Origin of the sequence: Polaromonas vacuolata (assembly GCF_012584515.1) — a bacterium.
GTDB lineage: Bacteria > Pseudomonadota > Gammaproteobacteria > Burkholderiales > Burkholderiaceae_C > Polaromonas > Polaromonas vacuolata.
Genome location: NZ_CP051461.1, coordinates 3,478,160 through 3,495,200, shown reverse-complemented (window position 1 = coordinate 3,495,200; position 17,041 = coordinate 3,478,160). Strand labels below are relative to the sequence as shown.

Below are 17,041 nucleotides of genomic sequence, written 5' to 3'. Positions count from 1 at the left end.
GATTTTAAAGCTGGATTTGCTGCACAAACTGTTTGATGCCACGCAGCAGCATTTCCACCGCAATGGCCACCAGTATCAAGCCCATGAGTCGCTCGAAGGCCATCATCACGCGCTTGCCGGCCAAGCGTTGTATGCGTTCTGACAGCACTAAAACGACGGCGCAAACCGCCATAGTCACGCAGAGCGCAGCAATCCACTCAAGCCGGCGCTCTGGTGCTTGTGACACCAGCAGCATCACGGTAGCCAGCGCCGATGGGCCGGCGAGTGCGGGAATTGCCAGCGGCACTATCAATGGCTCGCCCAGCATGGTGTCTGCCTCGACCGTGCCAGAGGGGAAAATCATGCGCAGCGCGATCAAAAACATCACCACAGCACCAGCGATTTGCATAGACAAGTCGCTCAGGTTCATCAGGTGCAAAAAGCCGTCGCCTATGAACATGAAAGACAGCAGCAGCAAAAAGGCAATCAACACTTCGCGCAAAATCACCCGCATGCGGCGCTCGGGCGCGACGTTGCGCAGCGCGTTAACAAAAATCGGAATATTGCCAAACGGATCGGTGATCAGCAGCAGCAGTATGGTGGCGGAGGCAAAGGTATAGGCCATGGGTTACGAGTAAATGTGAGTCGCTACTAGGGGCTCAGGCCGCGTAGAGCGTGTCCAACGAGCGAAAGCCTTTGATCTCCATTGGGTTGCCAAACGGATCGCAAAAAAACATAGTCCATTGCTCGCCGGGTTGGCCCTCAAAGCGCACTTGCGGCGCGAGTACAAACTCGCAACCGGCGGCCTTTAGCCTATCGGCCATGGCTTGCCAGTCGGGCAATGCCAGCACCAAGCCGAAATGCGGCATGGGTACTAATTGATCACCGACATGGCCGGTACGCTCGGTCTTAAACGGCTCGCCCAGATGCAGTGAGATTTGATGACTAAAGAAATCGAAGTCGACCCAGCTAGGGCTGCTGCGACCTTCGGTGCAGCCGAGCACGCCGCCGTAAAACTGGCGCGCCACATCAAGATCTCTAACATTGAAGGCAAAGTGAAACAGGCTTTTCATGCGCTTAGCTTAGCAGGCTGAAAATGGTTTTCAGTTGACGAACATCTCGTTGCTAACCCCGGTTGACGCCGTCTGACTGCGCTGCACAATAAGGACGCGCGATTTGCCAGTTTTATCCCCGGCACAACAGCGGTCCATCCCTTTGCATGCACAATCAAATCAGAAGTCAGGAGACACATTTATGAGCGACGCAGATAATTCTTCTTTTGCCGGTTTTGGAAAATTCGTGCCGGGCTTTGATTTTTTGCAAAATCTAGCCACACAATCCGCCGCCAGCGCAGCCCCGAAAAACTCCCTCATGCCCAACCTAGGCAGCTGGGTGGCGCCGACACTGAATGTGGAGGAAATCGATAAACGCATCGCCGAGTTAAAGGCGGTGCAGTTTTGGCTAGACCAAAATGCGACCGCGCTCAAGGCGACGATTCAAGCGCTGGAAGTGCAAAAAATGACGCTGGCCACACTTGAAGGCATGAATCTTCAAATGAACGATTTCGCCAACGCCTTCAAGCTCGCCGTGCCGACCTCGGTCGCTACACCGACCGCGCCTGTTGCACCTTTTGCACCAGCTACACCAGCCACGCCGGCGTCTCCTGTCGCCAATCTTTTCGCTGGTATGGAGATTCCCGCTTGGGGCTTTCCCAGCGCCAAGCCTGCCGCACCAGCCGCTTCTGTCGAGCCGGTCGCAGTACCCCCGCCAGTAGCGCCTGCGCCACCGGTTGCCACCGCCGAACCAGCTGCACCAGCTGCACCAGCCGCCGCCGCGCCAGCCGGTGTAGTTGATCCGATGCAGTGGTGGGGCGCGCTGACTCAGCAGTTTCAAAGCATTGCTGCCGATGCGATGAAAGAAGTGGTTCATAAAGCTGAACAAGCCGAGCAGGCCAAGCGCAATCAGGCAAGCCCAAAATCGAGTGCTTCTAGCCAGCTTGAACCTAGCAAGAGTGCGAGAACCAGTCCCTTGCGCAGTGGTCAAGCTTGGCCCACGCCGCAACCGGCAGCGGCTAAAAAACCAGCACCACGCGCTAAAGTGGGTGCGGCCAAAGCGGGCGCTGCTAAGCCTAAGTCGGCTGTCAAGCCAGCGATTAAATCGGCACTTAAGTCAGCAGCTAAAACAGCCCTTAAACCAACGATCAAACCAATACCTTGAATTTCGCTCGCGGCCTTTAAGAGCCTTTGTTAACTTTTTTGAATATTTCACGCCATGAAGCTTTTCCCCTACGGCCACGCCACTCACCCCCAATGGCCTATGGCAGCTGCGCTAGTTCTGGCGCAATTGCGCGCACAAATGGCCTTGCCTACGTATGCCAATGCGCCGACTTTGGCTCTGCTCTACATCACCGACCATTACGCCTCTCAAGCACAAGACATACTCGGCCACCTGAGTGCTGAACTACCTGAGATCACTGACTGGAGCGGCACCGTCGGTGTCGGCATAGCGTCTAACAATGTCGAGTATTTTGACGAACCCGCGTTGGCGGTGATGCTGCTAGACATGCCTTCTGACCAGTACCGAGTCTTTTCTGGCGTCTCACCGCTGCCACCTGCGAGCAGCGGGCGCTTTACCGCGCATACCGCGCTGGTGCATGCCGATTCGGCAACGCCAGATTTGGCTGAGCTGATTGCCGAGATGGCTCAGCGCACAGACAGCGGCTATTTGTTTGGCGGGCTGTCTGCGAGTCGCTCGGGCAGCGTGCAGTTTGCGCTCAGCGGCCATGGCAATGTCACTGGTCAAGGCGCGGCCAGTGGCGTGTTCAGTGGTGGTTTAAGCGGCGTCGCATTTGCGCGTGGCGGGCCGGGCAGCATGGCTTTGATGTCGCGTGTGACTCAGGGCTGCCGGCCTATTTCCGGCCAGCATGTGATCACCGCTTGCGACAGCAATGTGGTGACCAGCTTGGATGGTCAGCCGGCACTCGATGTGTTGTTGGCCGACCTTGGCATCACGCTAGACCAACCGCGGGAAGCCTTGGCCAAAGTACGTGAAACTTTGGTCGGTCTAAGCCATGCAGAAGACCCACAGGGTGCGCACCAAATCCAGCATGTAGGTCAGTTTGGCGCTGACGTGCTGGTGCGACACCTGATAGGTTTAGACCCAGTGCGCCGCGGAATAGCGGTGTCGGATTTGCCGCAACAAGGCATGACGCTGACTTTTTGTGAGCGCAATGTCGAGGCGGCGCGGGCCGACTTGGTACGTGTCTGCGCCGAAATCCGCGAAGAGCTAGAACCCGAAGAAATGCCAATGGCGCTGGCCACTGTGCTGGGCGCGTCTGAAGCGGAGTCCATCCCGCATCCTGCGCGCCGTATTGCCGGTGCGGTCTACGTCAGTTGCGCCGGCCGCGGTGGGCAGCACTTTGGTGGCCCTAGTGCAGAACTGCAAATCGTGCGCCGTGCGTTGGGTGATGTGCCGCTGGTCGGCTTTTTTGCGGGGGGTGAAATCGCGCGGCAAAATCTTTACGGCTACACCGGCGTGTTGACGGTGTTTACCGCGCAGGAATAAATTCAAACCCCTTAAATTTAAGGTTTTTTTATGAGCCTTGAGCCGACTGCGCTGACTGATCCACAGCTTGCCCCGCCCGTTCAGGTGCATCCGAACCAATTCATGCTGCTCAGGCAGCGCCGTTTTGCGCCTTTTTTCTGGACTTTGTTTTCCGGTGCAGCTAACGACAATTTGTTTAAGTTTGCCTTCACCGTCATGGTGACTTATCAGTTGAGTGTGAGTTGGCTGCCGCCTTCGCTGGCTGGTTTGGTCATAGGCGCGTTGTTCATACTGCCGTTTTTGCTGTTTTCCGCGACCAGCGGTCAGCTGACCGATAAGTTTGAAAAAACCCGCGTGATCCGTTTGGTTAAAAACCTTGAGGTCATCATCATGCTGCTAGCGACTGCTGGCTTCATGAGTAAACAGCCGCAGTTGCAAGTGGTCATTTTGCTGGCCTGCACTTTTTTAATGGGTTTGCATTCCACACTTTTTGGCCCGGTTAAGTTTGCCTATATTCCGCAAGCCCTCAATGAGCGCGAACTCACAGGTGGCAATGGCATGGTCGAGATGGGCACTTTTGTGGCCATCTTGTTGGGTCAAGTTGCCGGCGGGCTGCTGGTGAGCATTCCCAATGTCGGGCCTGACTATGTGGCGGCCGCTTGTGTGTTGTTGGCGCTAGCGGGCCGAGTTGTCGCCCAATTTATACCGCTGGCGCCAGCCACTGATCCGGGCTTGGTGATTAACTGGAACCCGGTCACTGAAACTTGGCGCAATCTCAAATTGGCCAGCACCAGTAAAGTGGTGTTTCGCTCCATGCTGGGTATTAGCTGGATGTGGTTTTTTGGTGCCGTATTTCTCAGTCAGTTTCCCAGTTTTGCGAAAGAGGTTTTGCATGGCGATGAGCAAGTCGCCTCTTTGCTGTTGGTGGTTTTTTCTATCGGTATTGCTTGCGGCTCGCTGCTCTGCGAGGTGCTGAGTAAACGCCATATCGAGATTGGCTTGGTGCCGCTGGGCGCGATTGGTATGAGTGTGTTCGCGATCGATTTGTATTTTGCTTCGCGCAACCTGCCGCCGTCTGCGCTCATGGGTTTTGTGACCTTCATACAGCAGCCGGCGCATTGGCGCGTGCTGCTGGACTTGGCGCTGCTGAGTCTTTTTGCTGGGCTTTACAGCGTGCCCATGTATGCGCTGATTCAACTGCGCAGCCAGCCCAGTCACCGGGCGCGAATTATCGCGACCAACAATATTCTCAACGCCTTGTTCATGATTGTGAGTGCCGTGTTAGCTGGCGCTTTGCTTTCGGCTGGCTTTAGCGTACCGCAGATTTTTCTCTTGGTTGGTTTGAGCAATGCAGTGGTGGCTTTTTATATATTTTTCTTGGTGCCCGAGTATTTGCTGCGCTTTATTGCGCTGCTGGTGTCGCGCTGTATTTACCGTTTCAAAATCAGCGGGGACGACTTTCTTCCGACCCAAGGCGCGGCGCTGCTAGCCTGCAACCATGTGAGTTTTGTTGACCCGGTGCTGTTAATGGCAGCCAGCCCACGGCCGATTTATTTCGTCATGGATCACCGGATTTTTAAGCTGCCGTTGCTGGGCGCGGTGTTTCGCCTTGCCAAAGCCATTCCGATCGCGCCGCGTAGCGAAGACCCGGTGCTGTATGCCGCGGCTTTCGAGGCAGCGGCGCAGGTGCTGCGCAATGGCGATTTATTGGCGATTTTTCCGGAAGGCGCGCTGAGCCCAAATGGCGAGTTGCAAGAATTTAAGGGTGGTATCGCCAAGATTTTGGAGCAAGCCATAGCCGATGGTTTGACGGTTCCCGTCATCCCCATGGCGCTGACGAATTTGTGGGGCTCTTTTTTCAGCCGGATTGAAAACGGCAAAGCCATGACTAGACCGCTGCGGCGCGGTATTTGGAACCGTGTGGGTCTCAACGTTGGTGCGCCTATGGATGATGCGCAGACCAGCCCAGAGGACTTGCGGGCCCGCATCTCGGTACTGTTAAAAGCCTAGAAATTTAAACCGGCCGACCTAAAAACGGGTAGGCTGGATCGTTATAACCGGGGCTGGACGCATGGCCGGGCACCACTAAAGCGTTGATGAAGGCCTCGTCCTCGGCGTCGATTTTTATCTCTAGCGCGCCGTAGACATCTTCCAGGTGGCTAAGTATCCGCGGCCCCACAATCACCGCACTAATCACTGGATTGGCCAGCACCCAAGCGGCCGCAAACTGGCCAGCAACCTGGCCTTTGGCATCGCAGCGCTGCTTGATTTTTTGCGCAATAACCAGCGACTCCTCACGAAACTCGGTTTCTAAAATGCGTTTGTCGCCAGCGCCGGCACGGGTGTTTTCTGCTGGCGGCTGGCCGGGCAGATATTTGCCGGTGAGCACGCCGCGTGCCAGCGGGCTGTAGGGCACAACGCCCAGGCCGTAGTGGGCGCAAGCCGGCAGAATTTCGATTTCAGGTGCGCGGTTAAGCAAGTTGTAATAAGGCTGGCAAACCACTGGCTGCGGCACGCCCAACTCACGGCAGAGTCGCACTATTTCTGCAATCCGCCAGCCGTGAAAGTTCGACACGCCAAAACCGCGAATCTTGCCCGCGCTGATCAGGTCGCCCAAGGTGCGCACGGCTTCTTCTAAGTTGGTGTCTAGGTAGTCGCGGTGCAGGTATAAAACATCTAAGTAGTCAGTTTCTAAGCGGGCCAAGATGGCGTTGGTTTCTTCTATCAGCCAGCGCCGCGAGTAGTTACCGTGGTTGAGGTTGGCCGGCTCGCCCATGGGGTTGCCGAGTTTGCTGGCCAGCACCCAGTCGTCTCTTTTACCTTTGAGTAACTGGCCTAAGTCTCTTTCTGACTGACCTTTGTTATAGACATCTGCTGTGTCAATAAAGTTAATGCCGTGCTCACGCGCTGAAGCGATGATGTTGGCTGCCTCGGCCAGCGGGGTTTGCTGGCCAAACATCATGGTGCCTAGGCACAAGGCCGAGACTTTTAGGTTGCTGTTTCCAAGGCGACGGTATTGCATGGCGGCGGCTTTCTTTAAAACGTTTTAGGGCTGAAAAAATTCACGGTTTTACGGGCTCTGTTGGTGTGGGCTTTAGGCTCTCGACTAAATATTCTTGGGCAAAGAAATAAGTCTGCGGCGATGTGAAAGCCGCCATAGTGCCGTCCTTTTCGTCTTGGCGTGAACGCAAGTCCCAACGCGTGTCAATAATGCGGCAGTCGCTGCAAGGCGGCGTTCCGACGCGGCGCTGCACCAGCGCGTAACGGCTGGTTTTGAACAACGCATTAACCGGCTCGAAATCGACGGGTTGGGCTGCGAAGTAAGGCGTAATTTTTGCGCCTGGCAGCATGAATTGGTAGCGCTCAAAGTGGCCGTTGAAATTGCTGGGCACTTGTACGACTTGGCCGCGCAGCAACGCAACAGTTTCGGTTTTGAACTTGCCGATCTCGCCATTAAACGGCGCGCTAGCCCAAGCCAGAGAAAACAAAATTGCAAAGCTGGCCAACGTGCCTATGGAGCGAGTCAGGTTTTTTCTGACCATGCCTAGCAGGCAAGCGAGTAATACAGCCAGCAAATAAAGCCAAAAGAGTGGCGAGTAAATATCTTTCATGTCGGTGGCGGTGACTGCGCCATAGCCTATCAAGCCCATGACCAGTAAACCGATCACGCACAGCACCAGCGTCAAGCCAAACCAGACTTTGCCTATGCGGCTCCAGTACAGCGCGATCAACACGCCTAAAGCTGGCATGGCCGCGATCAGGTAACGGGTTGAGCGTTGGTTGGGCAGCATAAACACCAACGCCAGTGCCAGCAGCCAGAGCCACATGATTTTTTCTGCTGGGCTGACGGCAGTTTTGCGGCGCCAGCTTTTAAAGGCCGCAACCGCCATGCCAATGGACACGGGCAACAACAAGCCAGCGTTAGAAAAGTAGCCAGTGAGTATGACCAGCATGCCGCCGCTGCCCAGCGCCACATGCCAGTAGCCGGGTGCGGATTTGAATTTACCAGCGTTCTCGCCGACCACAAACTCGCGCCAGACTTCGCCCGGCTGCGGGTCAATCGCAAACCACAGACCGAACAATGCCAGCGCAATGACGCAAATCGCCAGCACCTTAATGGCGTCAGTCACTATGCCGGGCCGCAGCAGTTGCCACGGCGCTTTACCGGCGCCGACTACTTGATAGCACAGCGCCAAGCCAAAGCCGACCGGAACCACCATGGCAAAGGATTTATACAAGCAGCCAATGCCAATGGCTATGCCGGCGAGTAGCGGAAACTTCCAGCGCGACGCCAGCAGTTTGACCGGCGACCAGGCAATCGCAAAAAATACGCCGCACAGCCAAAAGGTCTCGGGCGCGCTGGTCAGATAGGGCCGGCCATAGCGGTAGCTGCTGAAAAAGGACAGGTAGACAATCGCCGCAATCGCGCCCATTTTCAAGGCCTGCTGGTTTGATGCGGCGCTGGGCGCAGACTGCTCACGAACGATTTTTCGCGTCAGTAAACCCACCATGAGGGCGATAGACCAGCTGTAAAAAATACTCGGTAAACGCAGGTTAATTAAGGACCAATTCTCGCCCCAGCCGCCAGCAATCATGGCTTGCCAGAACAAAAACGGTGGCTTGGTGTTGCGCATAAAGTCGAACGAGCTCACCAGCGGCAGCCAGTTACCGCTTTCGGCAGTTAGGCGTGCAATATGCGCGTAGACCAGCTCGTCACCGTTGCGCGGAATATGGTCGCCGCCCAGGCCAAACAAATATCCTAAGGCCACGACAAGTGCTAGTCCCAGCCAAATCAAGTGACTTGAGGGACGGCTGTTTTCAGTGCTTTGGCTTTGTTTCATCGCGGGCTTTAGGTTTGATAGCGGCATTGGCCTTACGGCGAAAAGTCATTTTGTCGTTGGCCAGATAATTGCAAACACTGGCCAAAACAATCGCCACTAAATTGGCCACCATGTAGTGCATATGCATGGCTAGCCACTTGGTCAGTAGCGACTGCACCGCAATCGACAGCGCCGCGGCGGCGACGTATTTGAAAAACAGCAGCATGGCTGGCGACTCAGTGTTCGCCCTGCGATCACGCCAAGTCAGGCGCCGGTTCCAGTAAAAGTTGCTAATCGTCGCTAAGCTGATGGCCAGCGCTATCGAGTAGTTCAGCCGGGTGTGAAAGTCGGCGATGTTTTGGAACAAATACTCCTGCGCCGCAAACAGTACGGCCAGATTAATCACCGTGCCGCTCGCGCCCACCATGCCAAACTTTATAAAGCGCCAACGCGCCATGGGCTGGAGTTTTGCCGGCAGCAGGAGGATGAGTTTTTCACCTAGATCGCGCAGCGCCGACATCAGCTTTGGGCCAAGCACTCGCGTGACTTGGACAACACTTGTTCTGGTGCAATGACTTTGAGGCACTGATTGTCGCCATCGCAAAACGAGCTGCGGTGGTTGTACGCCGTCAGGCACGGCGAGCAAGGGTATTGGCTGTAAAACGAATAGCAGCGCGGCGTCAGCGGTGCATACAAGGCCGGGGTTTCGGGGCCAAACAGCATCAAGGTCCAGATTGGTGTCAAGGTTGCGAACTGGCCTGGGCCGCCGTCATTGGTCACCAAAAGACGCGCCACATGAAACAGCGCTAGCAACTCGGCAATCGAGCGGGTGTAGCCGGTCAGGTCAATGACTGCCGTGCTGTTTGACGATTGTTTGACATCGGCTACCAATTGCTGCGCCAGCAAGCGGTCGTCTTTTAGGCCAATTACAGCGACGGCGCAACCATCGGCGACCAGTCCTTCGCAAAGTGCGGCGTAAGACGCCAGCGGCCAAGCGCGTATCGGTAAGATGCCGCCGCCTGGGTAGACCAGTACCAGCGGTTTGCCGGCAATAGCGGGGAAGTCTTGGGCCAAGCGCTGGCTTATGCCCGTGATGAGTGCGGCGTCGAGTTCAACCTGTGGCGCTGGCTTGGCCGCGAGTGTCACGGTAGTGGCCAGCTTGGAGCGGGGGTTAGCGGTCGACTCAATGGCGCGGGCCAAGGTCAAAAACTGCGCGCTGATGTGTTGATACGGGTTGTAGGGCACACGGCGGTTGATGTGGGAGCCGCGGTACAAGCCTTCTTGTGTGCGGCGGTGAAAGCCTACCCGCAGCGCTGCGCCACTGGCGAAAGACAGCAAGCTACTGATGCGCGAGAACAACTCGCAGTCAATCGCCACATCGATTTTGGCGCGGCGTAGTTCGCCCACGGCCTGCCACAAGCTGCTGAGCAGACCGGTCAGCGATTTGTCGTCAACGGTGTGTACGTTGGCGGGGTCCATCACCTGCATCAAGTCTAGAATTTCGCGGTTTTTACCAAACAGCAAGGCGTGCAGTGTGGCGTTTGGGTAGCGCTGTTTGAGGCGCATAAACATGTCGTGGGCCAGCACCAAGCTGCCCATTTCCGAGAGCAGTATCACGACGATGGCGCGCGGCTCAGGTGTGATGACTTTTTCGGCCTTGGCTTTTACCAAGCCCTGCTTGATGGATTCAAACAGCGAGACGCCAGCGCACAGGGGAATGCCGACCCAGCGGTCTACCCAGCGTTGCAGATTGATATTCATGGCCTAGACGCCGCGTGCCCGGTCGGCATGGAACTGCGCTGTGAAGCTTGCAAAATTACCCGCGTCAAGGGAGTCGCGCACTTCTTGCATCAAGTTTAGGTAGTAGTGCAGGTTGTGAATGCTCGACAGCATGGGGCCCAACATTTCGCCGCAGCGGTCTAGGTGGTGCATGTAGGCGCGGGAGAAGTTGCGGCAGGTGTAGCAGCTGCAGCTCATGTCCACCGGTGCTTCTTCGGTTTTGTAGCGTGCATTGCGAATTTTTAAGTCGCCAAAACGCGTGAACATATGACCATTGCGCGCATTGCGTGTCGGCATCACGCAGTCAAACATGTCAACGCCGGCGGCAACGCCTTCGATTAAATCTTCCGGTGTGCCTACGCCCATCAGGTAGCGCGGTTTGTTCTCTGGCAGACGGTGCGGCGTGTGCGCCATGATGCGCTGCATTTCTTCTTTGGGCTCGCCCACACTCACGCCGCCAATCGCGTAGCCGGGCAGGTCTAGCTCGACCAGCGCATCAAGAGACTCTTGGCGCAGGTTCTCAAACATGCCGCCTTGGACAATGCCGAACAGGGCGTTCGGGTTGGCTAACTTTTCAAACTCGCTGACACAGCGGCCGGCCCAGCGCAGGCTTAGCTCCATAGAGATGCGCGCTTCGTTCTCGGTGGTGATGTGGCCTTTGGTGTCGTAAGGCGTGCATTCGTCAAACTGCATGACGATGTCGCTGTTGAGTACGGTCTGAATTTGCATAGAAATTTCAGGCGTTAAAAACAGCTTGTCGCCGTTCACGGGAGAGGCGAACTTCACGCCTTCTTCAGAGATTTTGCGCATCTCACCTAACGACCAAACTTGAAAGCCGCCGCTGTCTGTGAGTATTGGTTTGCTCCAGCTCTCAAACTTATGCAGGCCACCGAATTGCTTGAGCACGTCGAGACCCGGGCGCATCCACAAATGAAAGGTATTGCCCAAGATGATTTGCGCACCCATGTCTAACAGCGACTGCGGCATCACACCTTTGACCGTGCCGTAAGTGCCGACCGGCATAAAGATGGGGGTTTGCACCACGCCGTGGTTAAGCGTGAGCTGGCCGCGTCTGGCATAGCTGGCCACGCCTGGGCTTTTGTCGGTGGTGAGGACTTCAAATTCGAGCATGCAAAGAGTCTGTCGTTGTAGGTTTATGGGGCTGGCGCGGTGCGTGCCAGCAGCATGGCGTCGCCATAGCTGAAGAAACGGTAGGACTGCGCGATGGCATGATGATAAAGCGCCATGATGTGCGCATGGCCTGCAAAGGCGCTAACAAGCATCATCAGTGTACTTTTTGGTAAGTGAAAGTTGGTCAGCAGCATATCGACGACGGCAAACGAGTAGCCCGGCGTGATGAAGATGTTGGTGTCATTGCAATCTGGGCCGAATTTGGCGCGCGACTCCAGTGCCCGTACCGTGGTCGTGCCAACGGCGACTACGCGACCGCCTCTGGCTTTGCAAGCGGCTATCGCTTCAAGCGTAGCGCTTGGCACTTCAAAGCGCTCGAAGTGCATCACGTGCTCGGCTATGTTTTCGGCCTTAACCGGCTGAAAGGTTCCGGCGCCCACATGCAGCGTCACGCTGGCAGTTTGCACGCCGCGCGCGGCCAGCTTAGTCAGCATATCGGCGTCAAAGTGCAGGGCGGCAGTGGGCGCAGCAACAGCGCCGGGTGCGCGCGCAAACACGGTTTGGTAGCGCTGCTCATCATCGGCCGAATCGCTGTGGGTGATGTAGGGCGGTAGCGGCACATGGCCGTGGCTTTCCATTACCTCATACGGGTCTTGGCTGAGTTTGAAGTGGTAGAGCGGGCCTTCCGGGTTTGGCCAGCGGCCAATTAGCGTGGCGCTAAAGCCGCCGTCCATCAGCATGACGGCGCCGGGCTTGGGTTTTTTACTCACCTTCATATGCACCGCCACTTCGTTGTCTTGGCCGTGTGGTGAAAGTACGCGCTCAATCAGTAGTTCAAGCCGCCCGCCGCTAGACTTTTGGCCGTAAAGCCTAGCCTTGACCACTTTGGTGTCGTTAAACACCAGCAGGTCGCCGGGCAGTAGTAATTCGGGTAGTTGGGTGAACTGGCTATCAACCGCTAGCGGGGCGCGACCATCAAGCAGGCGTGAACCGCTGCGCTGCGCTGCGGGATGCTGGGCGATGAGTTGGGGTGGCAGATCGAAATCAAAATCTGCAAGGCTGAAATGGGTCTTCATAGAGGCACAATTGTCCCATGCCGCCAGCCGCTAAACGCGACCCCTCTGCCAATGCCTTTGATCTTCCGCAAGCGGCAGCCGGACCGACTACGACAGTTGAAAAAGCTGCGCCCAAACCAGTCGCCAAATCGCATGCGCAAAAGTCGCTAGAAAAGCTCGGTCTGCGCACTGACATTGAACTAGCCCTGCACCTGCCTTTGCGCTATGAGGATGAGACCCAAATCATCGCCATCGCGCAAGCCCGCCACGGCGAGTTGGTTCAGGTCGAAGGCGTTGTCACCGACAGCCAGATCAGCTTAAATTCGCGGCGTCAGTTGCGCGTGACGATAGATGACGGGAGCGACAGCTGCGTGCTGCGCTTTCTTAATTTTTACCCGTCGCATCAAAAAACCCTGAGTGTGGGCGCCAGAGTCAGAGCACGCGGCGAGATGCGCGGCGGCTTTGTGGGCCGGGAGATGGTTCATCCCAGCTTTAAGCTCGCCGGTGGCGAGTTGCCGGGCTCGCTCACACCGGTGTATTCCACTGTGGCCGGCTTGCCGCAAAGCTATTTGCGCAAGGCAGTGCTGAGCGGCTTGGCGCGTGCTGATTTGGCGGAGACGATTCCGGCGGCTTTTTTAAATCGCGAATTGCCCGCAGAAATCTGGAGCTTGCGCGAGGCCTTGCAGTTTATGCATCACCCCAAGCCAGACGCGGGGCTGGCGATATTGGAGGATCGTCGTCATCCAGCGTGGCAGCGCTTAAAGGCCGAAGAATTGTTGGCCCAACAGCTTTCGCAATTGCAAGCCAGACGCGTGCGCGCCGCCATGCGTGCGCCGCCGCTGGCTGGGTCACCGCAAAACAAGGGCAAGAAGGGCGTTGATTTGCACACTTCGTTGCAGGCGCAATTGCAAGAAGGTCTGCCGTTTCAATTGACACAGGCGCAGCAGCGGGTGGGCGACGAGATCGCCGAAGATCTGCAAAAACAAATTCCCATGCACCGGCTGCTGCAAGGCGATGTGGGCTCTGGCAAAACCGTGGTGGCGGCGCTGGCTGCGGCGCGCTGCATAGATGCCGGTTGGCAGTGCGCGTTGATGGCGCCAACGGAGATTTTGGCCGAACAGCATTTCAGCAAACTCATTAGCTGGCTGGAGCCGCTGGGCATTAAAACCGCTTGGCTCACCGGTAGCCAAAAAACCAAGGCCAGACGCGAGGCTTTGGCCATGATTGCCAGCGGCGAGGCCGGCTTGGTCATAGGCACGCACGCGGTGATTCAAGACAAAGTCAAGTTTAAAAATCTGGCGCTGGCCATTATTGACGAGCAGCACCGCTTTGGCGTCGCTCAGCGGCTGGCGCTGCGCAGCAAGATGACCGATGGTGGGCAGGAACCCCATTTGTTGATGATGACGGCCACGCCGATTCCGCGCACCTTGGCCATGAGTTATTACGCCGACTTGGACGTCTCGACGATTGATGAATTGCCGCCAGGCCGCACGCCCATCATCACCCGCGTTGTGAATGATGCGCGCCGAGACGAGGTGATAGATCGCATACGCGCTCAAGTCGAACAAGGCCGACAGGTTTATTGGGTCTGCCCTTTGATAGAGGAGAGCGAGTCAATCGACTTGGTTAACGCCACCGAAACCCATGAGCTTTTGAGTGCCGCCCTGCCTGATGCCATGGTCGGTCTGCTGCATTCACGTATGCCAACGGCGGAGAAAAAAGCCCGCATGGCTTTGTTTAATCAAGGCCAAATGTCGGTGTTGGTGAGCACCACGGTGATTGAGGTTGGGGTTGATGTTCCGAACGCGAGTTTGATGGTGATTGAGCATGCTGAGCGCTTTGGCCTGAGCCAATTGCATCAGTTGCGCGGCCGGGTAGGGCGTGGCGCGGCGGCTTCGGCTTGTGTGCTGCTCTACAGCACCGGCGATGCGCCGCGACTGGGTGAGACGGCTAGGGCGCGTCTAAAAGCCATGGTTGAAACGAATGATGGTTTTGAAATCGCCAGACGCGACCTAGAAATCCGTGGCCCGGGTGAGTTTTTAGGCGCGCGTCAGTCGGGCGCATCGCTGCTGCGTTTTGCCGACTTGGAAGAAGATGCGCAGTGGCTAGCTTGGGCCCGTGCACTTGCGCCGCAATTGCTTGAAAGCCATCCCGGACTGGTGCAGCGCCACATCTTGCGTTGGCTGGGTGCAAAGTCTGACTATCTCAAAGCCTAAGAAGAGGCCCGCCGCTCAAGTGTGCTGCATCAAATGTATGACAATCGCCAAATGACTTTGACCGAACTTAAATACATTGTGGCCGTGGCGCGTGAACGCCATTTTGGCAAAGCTGCCGATGCCTGCCATGTGTCCCAGCCCACGCTTAGCGTAGCGATCAAAAAGCTAGAAGAAGAATTACAGGTCAAATTGTTCGAGCGCAGCGCCAACGAAATCACTATTACCCCGTTGGGAGAAGAAATCGTGCGTCAGGCGCAGAGCGTGCTTGAGCAAGCCGATGCCATACGCGAAATCGCCAAGCGCGGCAAAGATCCGCTTTCGGGCGCGTTGCGTTTGGGCGTGATCTACACGATTGGTCCCTACTTACTGCCAGACTTAGTGCGCCAAGTTATTGCCCGCACACCGCAAATGCCTTTGATGCTGCAGGAAAACTTCACTGTCAAGCTGATTGATCAACTGCGTAATGGCGAGATAGATTGCGCCATTCTGGCCGAGCCTTTCCCCGACAATAACTTGGCGATTGCACCTTTGTACGATGAGCCTTTTATGGCTGCCGTGCCTAGCGGCCATCGGTTGGCTGCGCGGGACTCTATTACCGCAGAGGAAATCAAAAAAGAGACTATGTTGCTGCTGGGCAATGGCCATTGCTTTCGTGACCATGTGTTGGAGGTTTGCCCGGAGTTTGCGCGGTTTTCCAGCAGCTCCGACGGTATCAATAAGAGCTTTGAAGGCTCATCGCTGGAGACGATTAAGCACATGGTCTCGGCCGGCATGGGAATTACCTTGGTGCCGCGGTTGGGTGTGCCCAAAGAGTCGCTGGCAGCTCAGGCTGCGCTGAAAAGCGGCCTTGTTAAGTCTGAAGTACCTGCTGTGCCTGCCGAGCAACCGGCGCTAATTACCTATTTGCCATTTGAAGGCCATGTACCGAGCCGGCGTGTGGTGCTGGCTTGGCGACACAGCTTTACCCGCTATGAGGCAATTGCCGAATTGCGCAACGCCATTTATGCCTGCGATTTGCCGGGTGTAAACCGACTGTCCTGAGCTAAAGCACAGGACTTTGCTATGTTCTTAAAATAAACTTTAACCAGTATTTTTAACTAAAAGGAAGAAATAATGTCAAAAACTGACTTCAAACCTGCACCCGCCATCAATATTGGTATCGATGAAGCAGATCGGGCCGCTATCGCCAAAGGCCTTAGCCATGTGCTTGCCGATACCTACACCTTGTACCTGACCACGCACAATTTCCATTGGAATGTGACTGGTCCTATGTTTAATACCTTGCACCAGATGTTCATGGGTCAGTACACCGAGCTGTGGGCTGCGGTTGATCCAGTGGCAGAGCGTATCCGCTCGCTAGGTCATGCTGCGCCTGGCTCCTACGCACAGTTCAGCGCGATGGCCACAGTGCCAGATGCGCCGCCCGTGCCGCCAAAGGCTCTAGAGATGGTGCGTATTTTGGTCAAGGGCCACGAAGCGGTTGCCCGCACTGCGCGCGAACTGTTTCCTTTGGCGCAAAAAGCCGGCGACGAGCCAACCGCGGACTTGCTGACCCAGCGCCTGACGGTGCATGAGCAAACCGCGTGGATGCTGCGCTCAATGCTCGAAGAGTGAAGGCCAAGGCCAAGCTCTATTTGCAGCTAGTACGCTGGGACCGGCCGGCCGGCTGGCTACTACTGCTTTGGCCCACGCTATCGGCTTTGTGGCTGGCAGCGGGCGGCTTTCCAGGCTGGCATTTGGTTTTGGTATTTACTTTAGGCACCATTCTTATGCGCAGCGCTGGGTGCTGCCTGAATGACGTCGCTGATCGTGATTTTGATCGCCACGTTAAACGCACCGCACTGCGGCCAGTGACGAGTGGCAAACTCTCGGTGACTGAAGCGCTTGCACTAGGCGGCGTACTAGCGCTGTTAGCTTTTGGTTTGGTTCTCACCACTAATCGGGCGACGATTTACTGGTCTTTTGCAGCCTTGGCGTTGACTTTGCTCTACCCTTTTGCGAAGCGCTTTATCTCTATGCCCCAAGCAGTTCTGGGCGTGGCTTTTAGTTTTGGCATACCTATGGCTTTTGCCGCTGTGCAAGGCGCAGTGCCGACCCTAGCTTGGCTGCTTTTACTGGGTAATTTGTTTTGGGTTATTGCCTATGACACCGAGTACGCGATGGTCGATAGGGATGACGATTTGTTGATTGGTATGAAGACCTCGGCCATCACGCTAGGCCGTTTCGATGTGGCCTTCATACTGTTTAGTTATTTGGCCTATTTGGTGATCTGGACTTTGAGCTTATGGTCCATGGTCAACTCTGTGATCTATTTGCTGGCGATTGCGGCAGCTTTGCTTCAGTCCTTGCGACTGGTGTGGCTTATTCGTAAGCGTGAGCGAGATGATTGCTTCAAAGCTTTTCGTCTAAATCATTGGATTGGACTGACGCTGTTTCTTGGCTTGGCTTTGGCTTTGAGCTGACTACATCTAAGCTAATTTAGGGACGAAAAAAAACCTCTTTGCAGAGGTTTTTTTTT

At 55.9% G+C, this 17,041-nt stretch carries 15 protein-coding genes; 7 read left to right on the top strand and 8 right to left on the bottom strand.

Annotated features, from left to right (window positions below; translation table 11 throughout):
- Positions 1-4: 4 nt before the first annotated feature.
- Positions 5-604 carry a MarC family protein gene (locus tag HC248_RS15920; protein WP_168923344.1) on the bottom strand — a complete coding sequence of 200 codons (600 nt, stop codon included), beginning with the start codon at positions 602-604 and terminating at the stop codon, positions 5-7.
- Between the two features lie 34 nt (positions 605-638).
- On the bottom strand, positions 639-1,052 hold the full coding sequence (locus HC248_RS15915) for a VOC family protein (protein WP_168923343.1): 414 nt from the start codon (positions 1,050-1,052) through the stop codon (positions 639-641).
- 181 nt (positions 1,053-1,233) lie between these two features.
- On the opposite strand from HC248_RS15915, the gene HC248_RS15910 reads away from it, so the two are divergent.
- The 3 genes from HC248_RS15910 to HC248_RS15900 are packed head-to-tail and all read left to right on the top strand — an operon-like array spanning position 1,234 to position 5,532.
- On the top strand, positions 1,234-2,196 hold the full coding sequence (locus HC248_RS15910) for a PhaM family polyhydroxyalkanoate granule multifunctional regulatory protein (RefSeq protein ID WP_168923342.1): 963 nt from the start codon (positions 1,234-1,236) through the stop codon (positions 2,194-2,196).
- A gap of 54 nt (positions 2,197-2,250) precedes the next feature.
- A complete protein-coding gene (locus tag HC248_RS15905) occupies positions 2,251-3,543 on the top strand; it encodes an FIST signal transduction protein (protein WP_168923341.1) in 1,293 nt (430 codons plus the stop codon).
- A gap of 30 nt (positions 3,544-3,573) precedes the next feature.
- Complete coding sequence (locus HC248_RS15900) at positions 3,574-5,532, top strand: MFS transporter (RefSeq protein WP_168923340.1); 1,959 nt, start codon at positions 3,574-3,576, stop codon at positions 5,530-5,532.
- Between the two features lie 4 nt (positions 5,533-5,536).
- On the opposite strand, the gene HC248_RS15895 is transcribed toward HC248_RS15900, so the two are convergent.
- The 6 genes from HC248_RS15895 to queA are packed head-to-tail and all read right to left on the bottom strand — an operon-like array spanning position 5,537 to position 12,328.
- Positions 5,537-6,544, bottom strand: coding sequence for an aldo/keto reductase (locus HC248_RS15895; protein ID WP_168923339.1), 1,008 nt, complete (start codon positions 6,542-6,544; stop codon positions 5,537-5,539).
- A gap of 40 nt (positions 6,545-6,584) precedes the next feature.
- Positions 6,585-8,363, bottom strand: a complete 1,779-nt coding sequence (locus HC248_RS15890) for an ArnT family glycosyltransferase (protein WP_168923338.1) — start codon at positions 8,361-8,363, stop codon at positions 6,585-6,587.
- Entirely contained in the window at positions 8,341-8,880 is a 540-nt protein-coding gene (locus HC248_RS15885; RefSeq protein ID WP_238342657.1) for a GtrA family protein, read from the bottom strand. Before HC248_RS15885 ends, HC248_RS15890 begins: the two co-directional genes overlap by 23 nt.
- Positions 8,862-10,103 carry a glycosyltransferase family 9 protein gene (locus HC248_RS15880; RefSeq protein ID WP_168923337.1) on the bottom strand — a complete coding sequence of 414 codons (1,242 nt, stop codon included), beginning with the start codon at positions 10,101-10,103 and terminating at the stop codon, positions 8,862-8,864. Before HC248_RS15880 ends, HC248_RS15885 begins: the two co-directional genes overlap by 19 nt.
- A gap of 3 nt (positions 10,104-10,106) precedes the next feature.
- Complete coding sequence (gene tgt, locus HC248_RS15875) at positions 10,107-11,252, bottom strand: tRNA guanosine(34) transglycosylase Tgt (RefSeq protein WP_168923336.1); 1,146 nt, start codon at positions 11,250-11,252, stop codon at positions 10,107-10,109.
- A 23-nt stretch (positions 11,253-11,275) separates the two neighbouring features.
- The gene (gene queA, locus HC248_RS15870) at positions 11,276-12,328 is read right to left on the bottom strand and encodes a tRNA preQ1(34) S-adenosylmethionine ribosyltransferase-isomerase QueA (protein WP_168923335.1); all 1,053 of its coding nucleotides are present in this window, start codon (positions 12,326-12,328) and stop codon (positions 11,276-11,278) included.
- 17 nt (positions 12,329-12,345) lie between these two features.
- On the opposite strand from queA, the gene recG reads away from it, so the two are divergent.
- The 4 genes from recG to ubiA all read left to right on the top strand — a co-directional run bounded on the left by recG (position 12,346) and on the right by ubiA (position 16,985).
- Positions 12,346-14,523: an ATP-dependent DNA helicase RecG gene (gene recG / locus HC248_RS15865; RefSeq protein WP_168923334.1), complete on the top strand. Its 2,178-nt coding sequence runs from the start codon at positions 12,346-12,348 to the stop codon at positions 14,521-14,523.
- Between the two features lie 51 nt (positions 14,524-14,574).
- On the top strand, positions 14,575-15,564 hold the full coding sequence (locus HC248_RS15860; protein WP_168923333.1) for a LysR substrate-binding domain-containing protein: 990 nt from the start codon (positions 14,575-14,577) through the stop codon (positions 15,562-15,564).
- Between the two features lie 72 nt (positions 15,565-15,636).
- A complete protein-coding gene (locus HC248_RS15855; protein WP_168923332.1) occupies positions 15,637-16,137 on the top strand; it encodes a Dps family protein in 501 nt (166 codons plus the stop codon).
- The gene (ubiA, locus tag HC248_RS15850) at positions 16,134-16,985 is read left to right on the top strand and encodes a 4-hydroxybenzoate octaprenyltransferase (protein WP_168923331.1); all 852 of its coding nucleotides are present in this window, start codon (positions 16,134-16,136) and stop codon (positions 16,983-16,985) included. Before HC248_RS15855 ends, ubiA begins: the two co-directional genes overlap by 4 nt.
- Positions 16,986-17,041: the final 56 nt, after the last annotated feature.

What these genes read in the sequence shown, in the direction of transcription:
- HC248_RS15920 (WP_168923344.1), bottom strand. Translation starts at nt 604, where the DNA reads ATGGCCTATACCTTTGCCTCCGCCACCATACTGCTGCTGCTGATCACC.
- HC248_RS15915 (WP_168923343.1), bottom strand. Translation starts at nt 1,052, where the DNA reads ATGAAAAGCCTGTTTCACTTTGCCTTCAATGTTAGAGATCTTGATGTG.
- HC248_RS15910 (WP_168923342.1), top strand. Translation starts at nt 1,234, where the DNA reads ATGAGCGACGCAGATAATTCTTCTTTTGCCGGTTTTGGAAAATTCGTG.
- HC248_RS15905 (WP_168923341.1), top strand. Translation starts at nt 2,251, where the DNA reads ATGAAGCTTTTCCCCTACGGCCACGCCACTCACCCCCAATGGCCTATG.
- HC248_RS15900 (WP_168923340.1), top strand. Translation starts at nt 3,574, where the DNA reads ATGAGCCTTGAGCCGACTGCGCTGACTGATCCACAGCTTGCCCCGCCC.
- HC248_RS15895 (WP_168923339.1), bottom strand. Translation starts at nt 6,544, where the DNA reads ATGCAATACCGTCGCCTTGGAAACAGCAACCTAAAAGTCTCGGCCTTG.
- HC248_RS15890 (WP_168923338.1), bottom strand. Translation starts at nt 8,363, where the DNA reads ATGAAACAAAGCCAAAGCACTGAAAACAGCCGTCCCTCAAGTCACTTG.
- HC248_RS15880 (WP_168923337.1), bottom strand. Translation starts at nt 10,103, where the DNA reads ATGAATATCAATCTGCAACGCTGGGTAGACCGCTGGGTCGGCATTCCC.
- tgt (WP_168923336.1), bottom strand. Translation starts at nt 11,252, where the DNA reads ATGCTCGAATTTGAAGTCCTCACCACCGACAAAAGCCCAGGCGTGGCC.
- queA (WP_168923335.1), bottom strand. Translation starts at nt 12,328, where the DNA reads ATGAAGACCCATTTCAGCCTTGCAGATTTTGATTTCGATCTGCCACCC.
- recG (WP_168923334.1), top strand. Translation starts at nt 12,346, where the DNA reads ATGCCGCCAGCCGCTAAACGCGACCCCTCTGCCAATGCCTTTGATCTT.
- HC248_RS15860 (WP_168923333.1), top strand. Translation starts at nt 14,575, where the DNA reads ATGACTTTGACCGAACTTAAATACATTGTGGCCGTGGCGCGTGAACGC.
- HC248_RS15855 (WP_168923332.1), top strand. Translation starts at nt 15,637, where the DNA reads ATGTCAAAAACTGACTTCAAACCTGCACCCGCCATCAATATTGGTATC.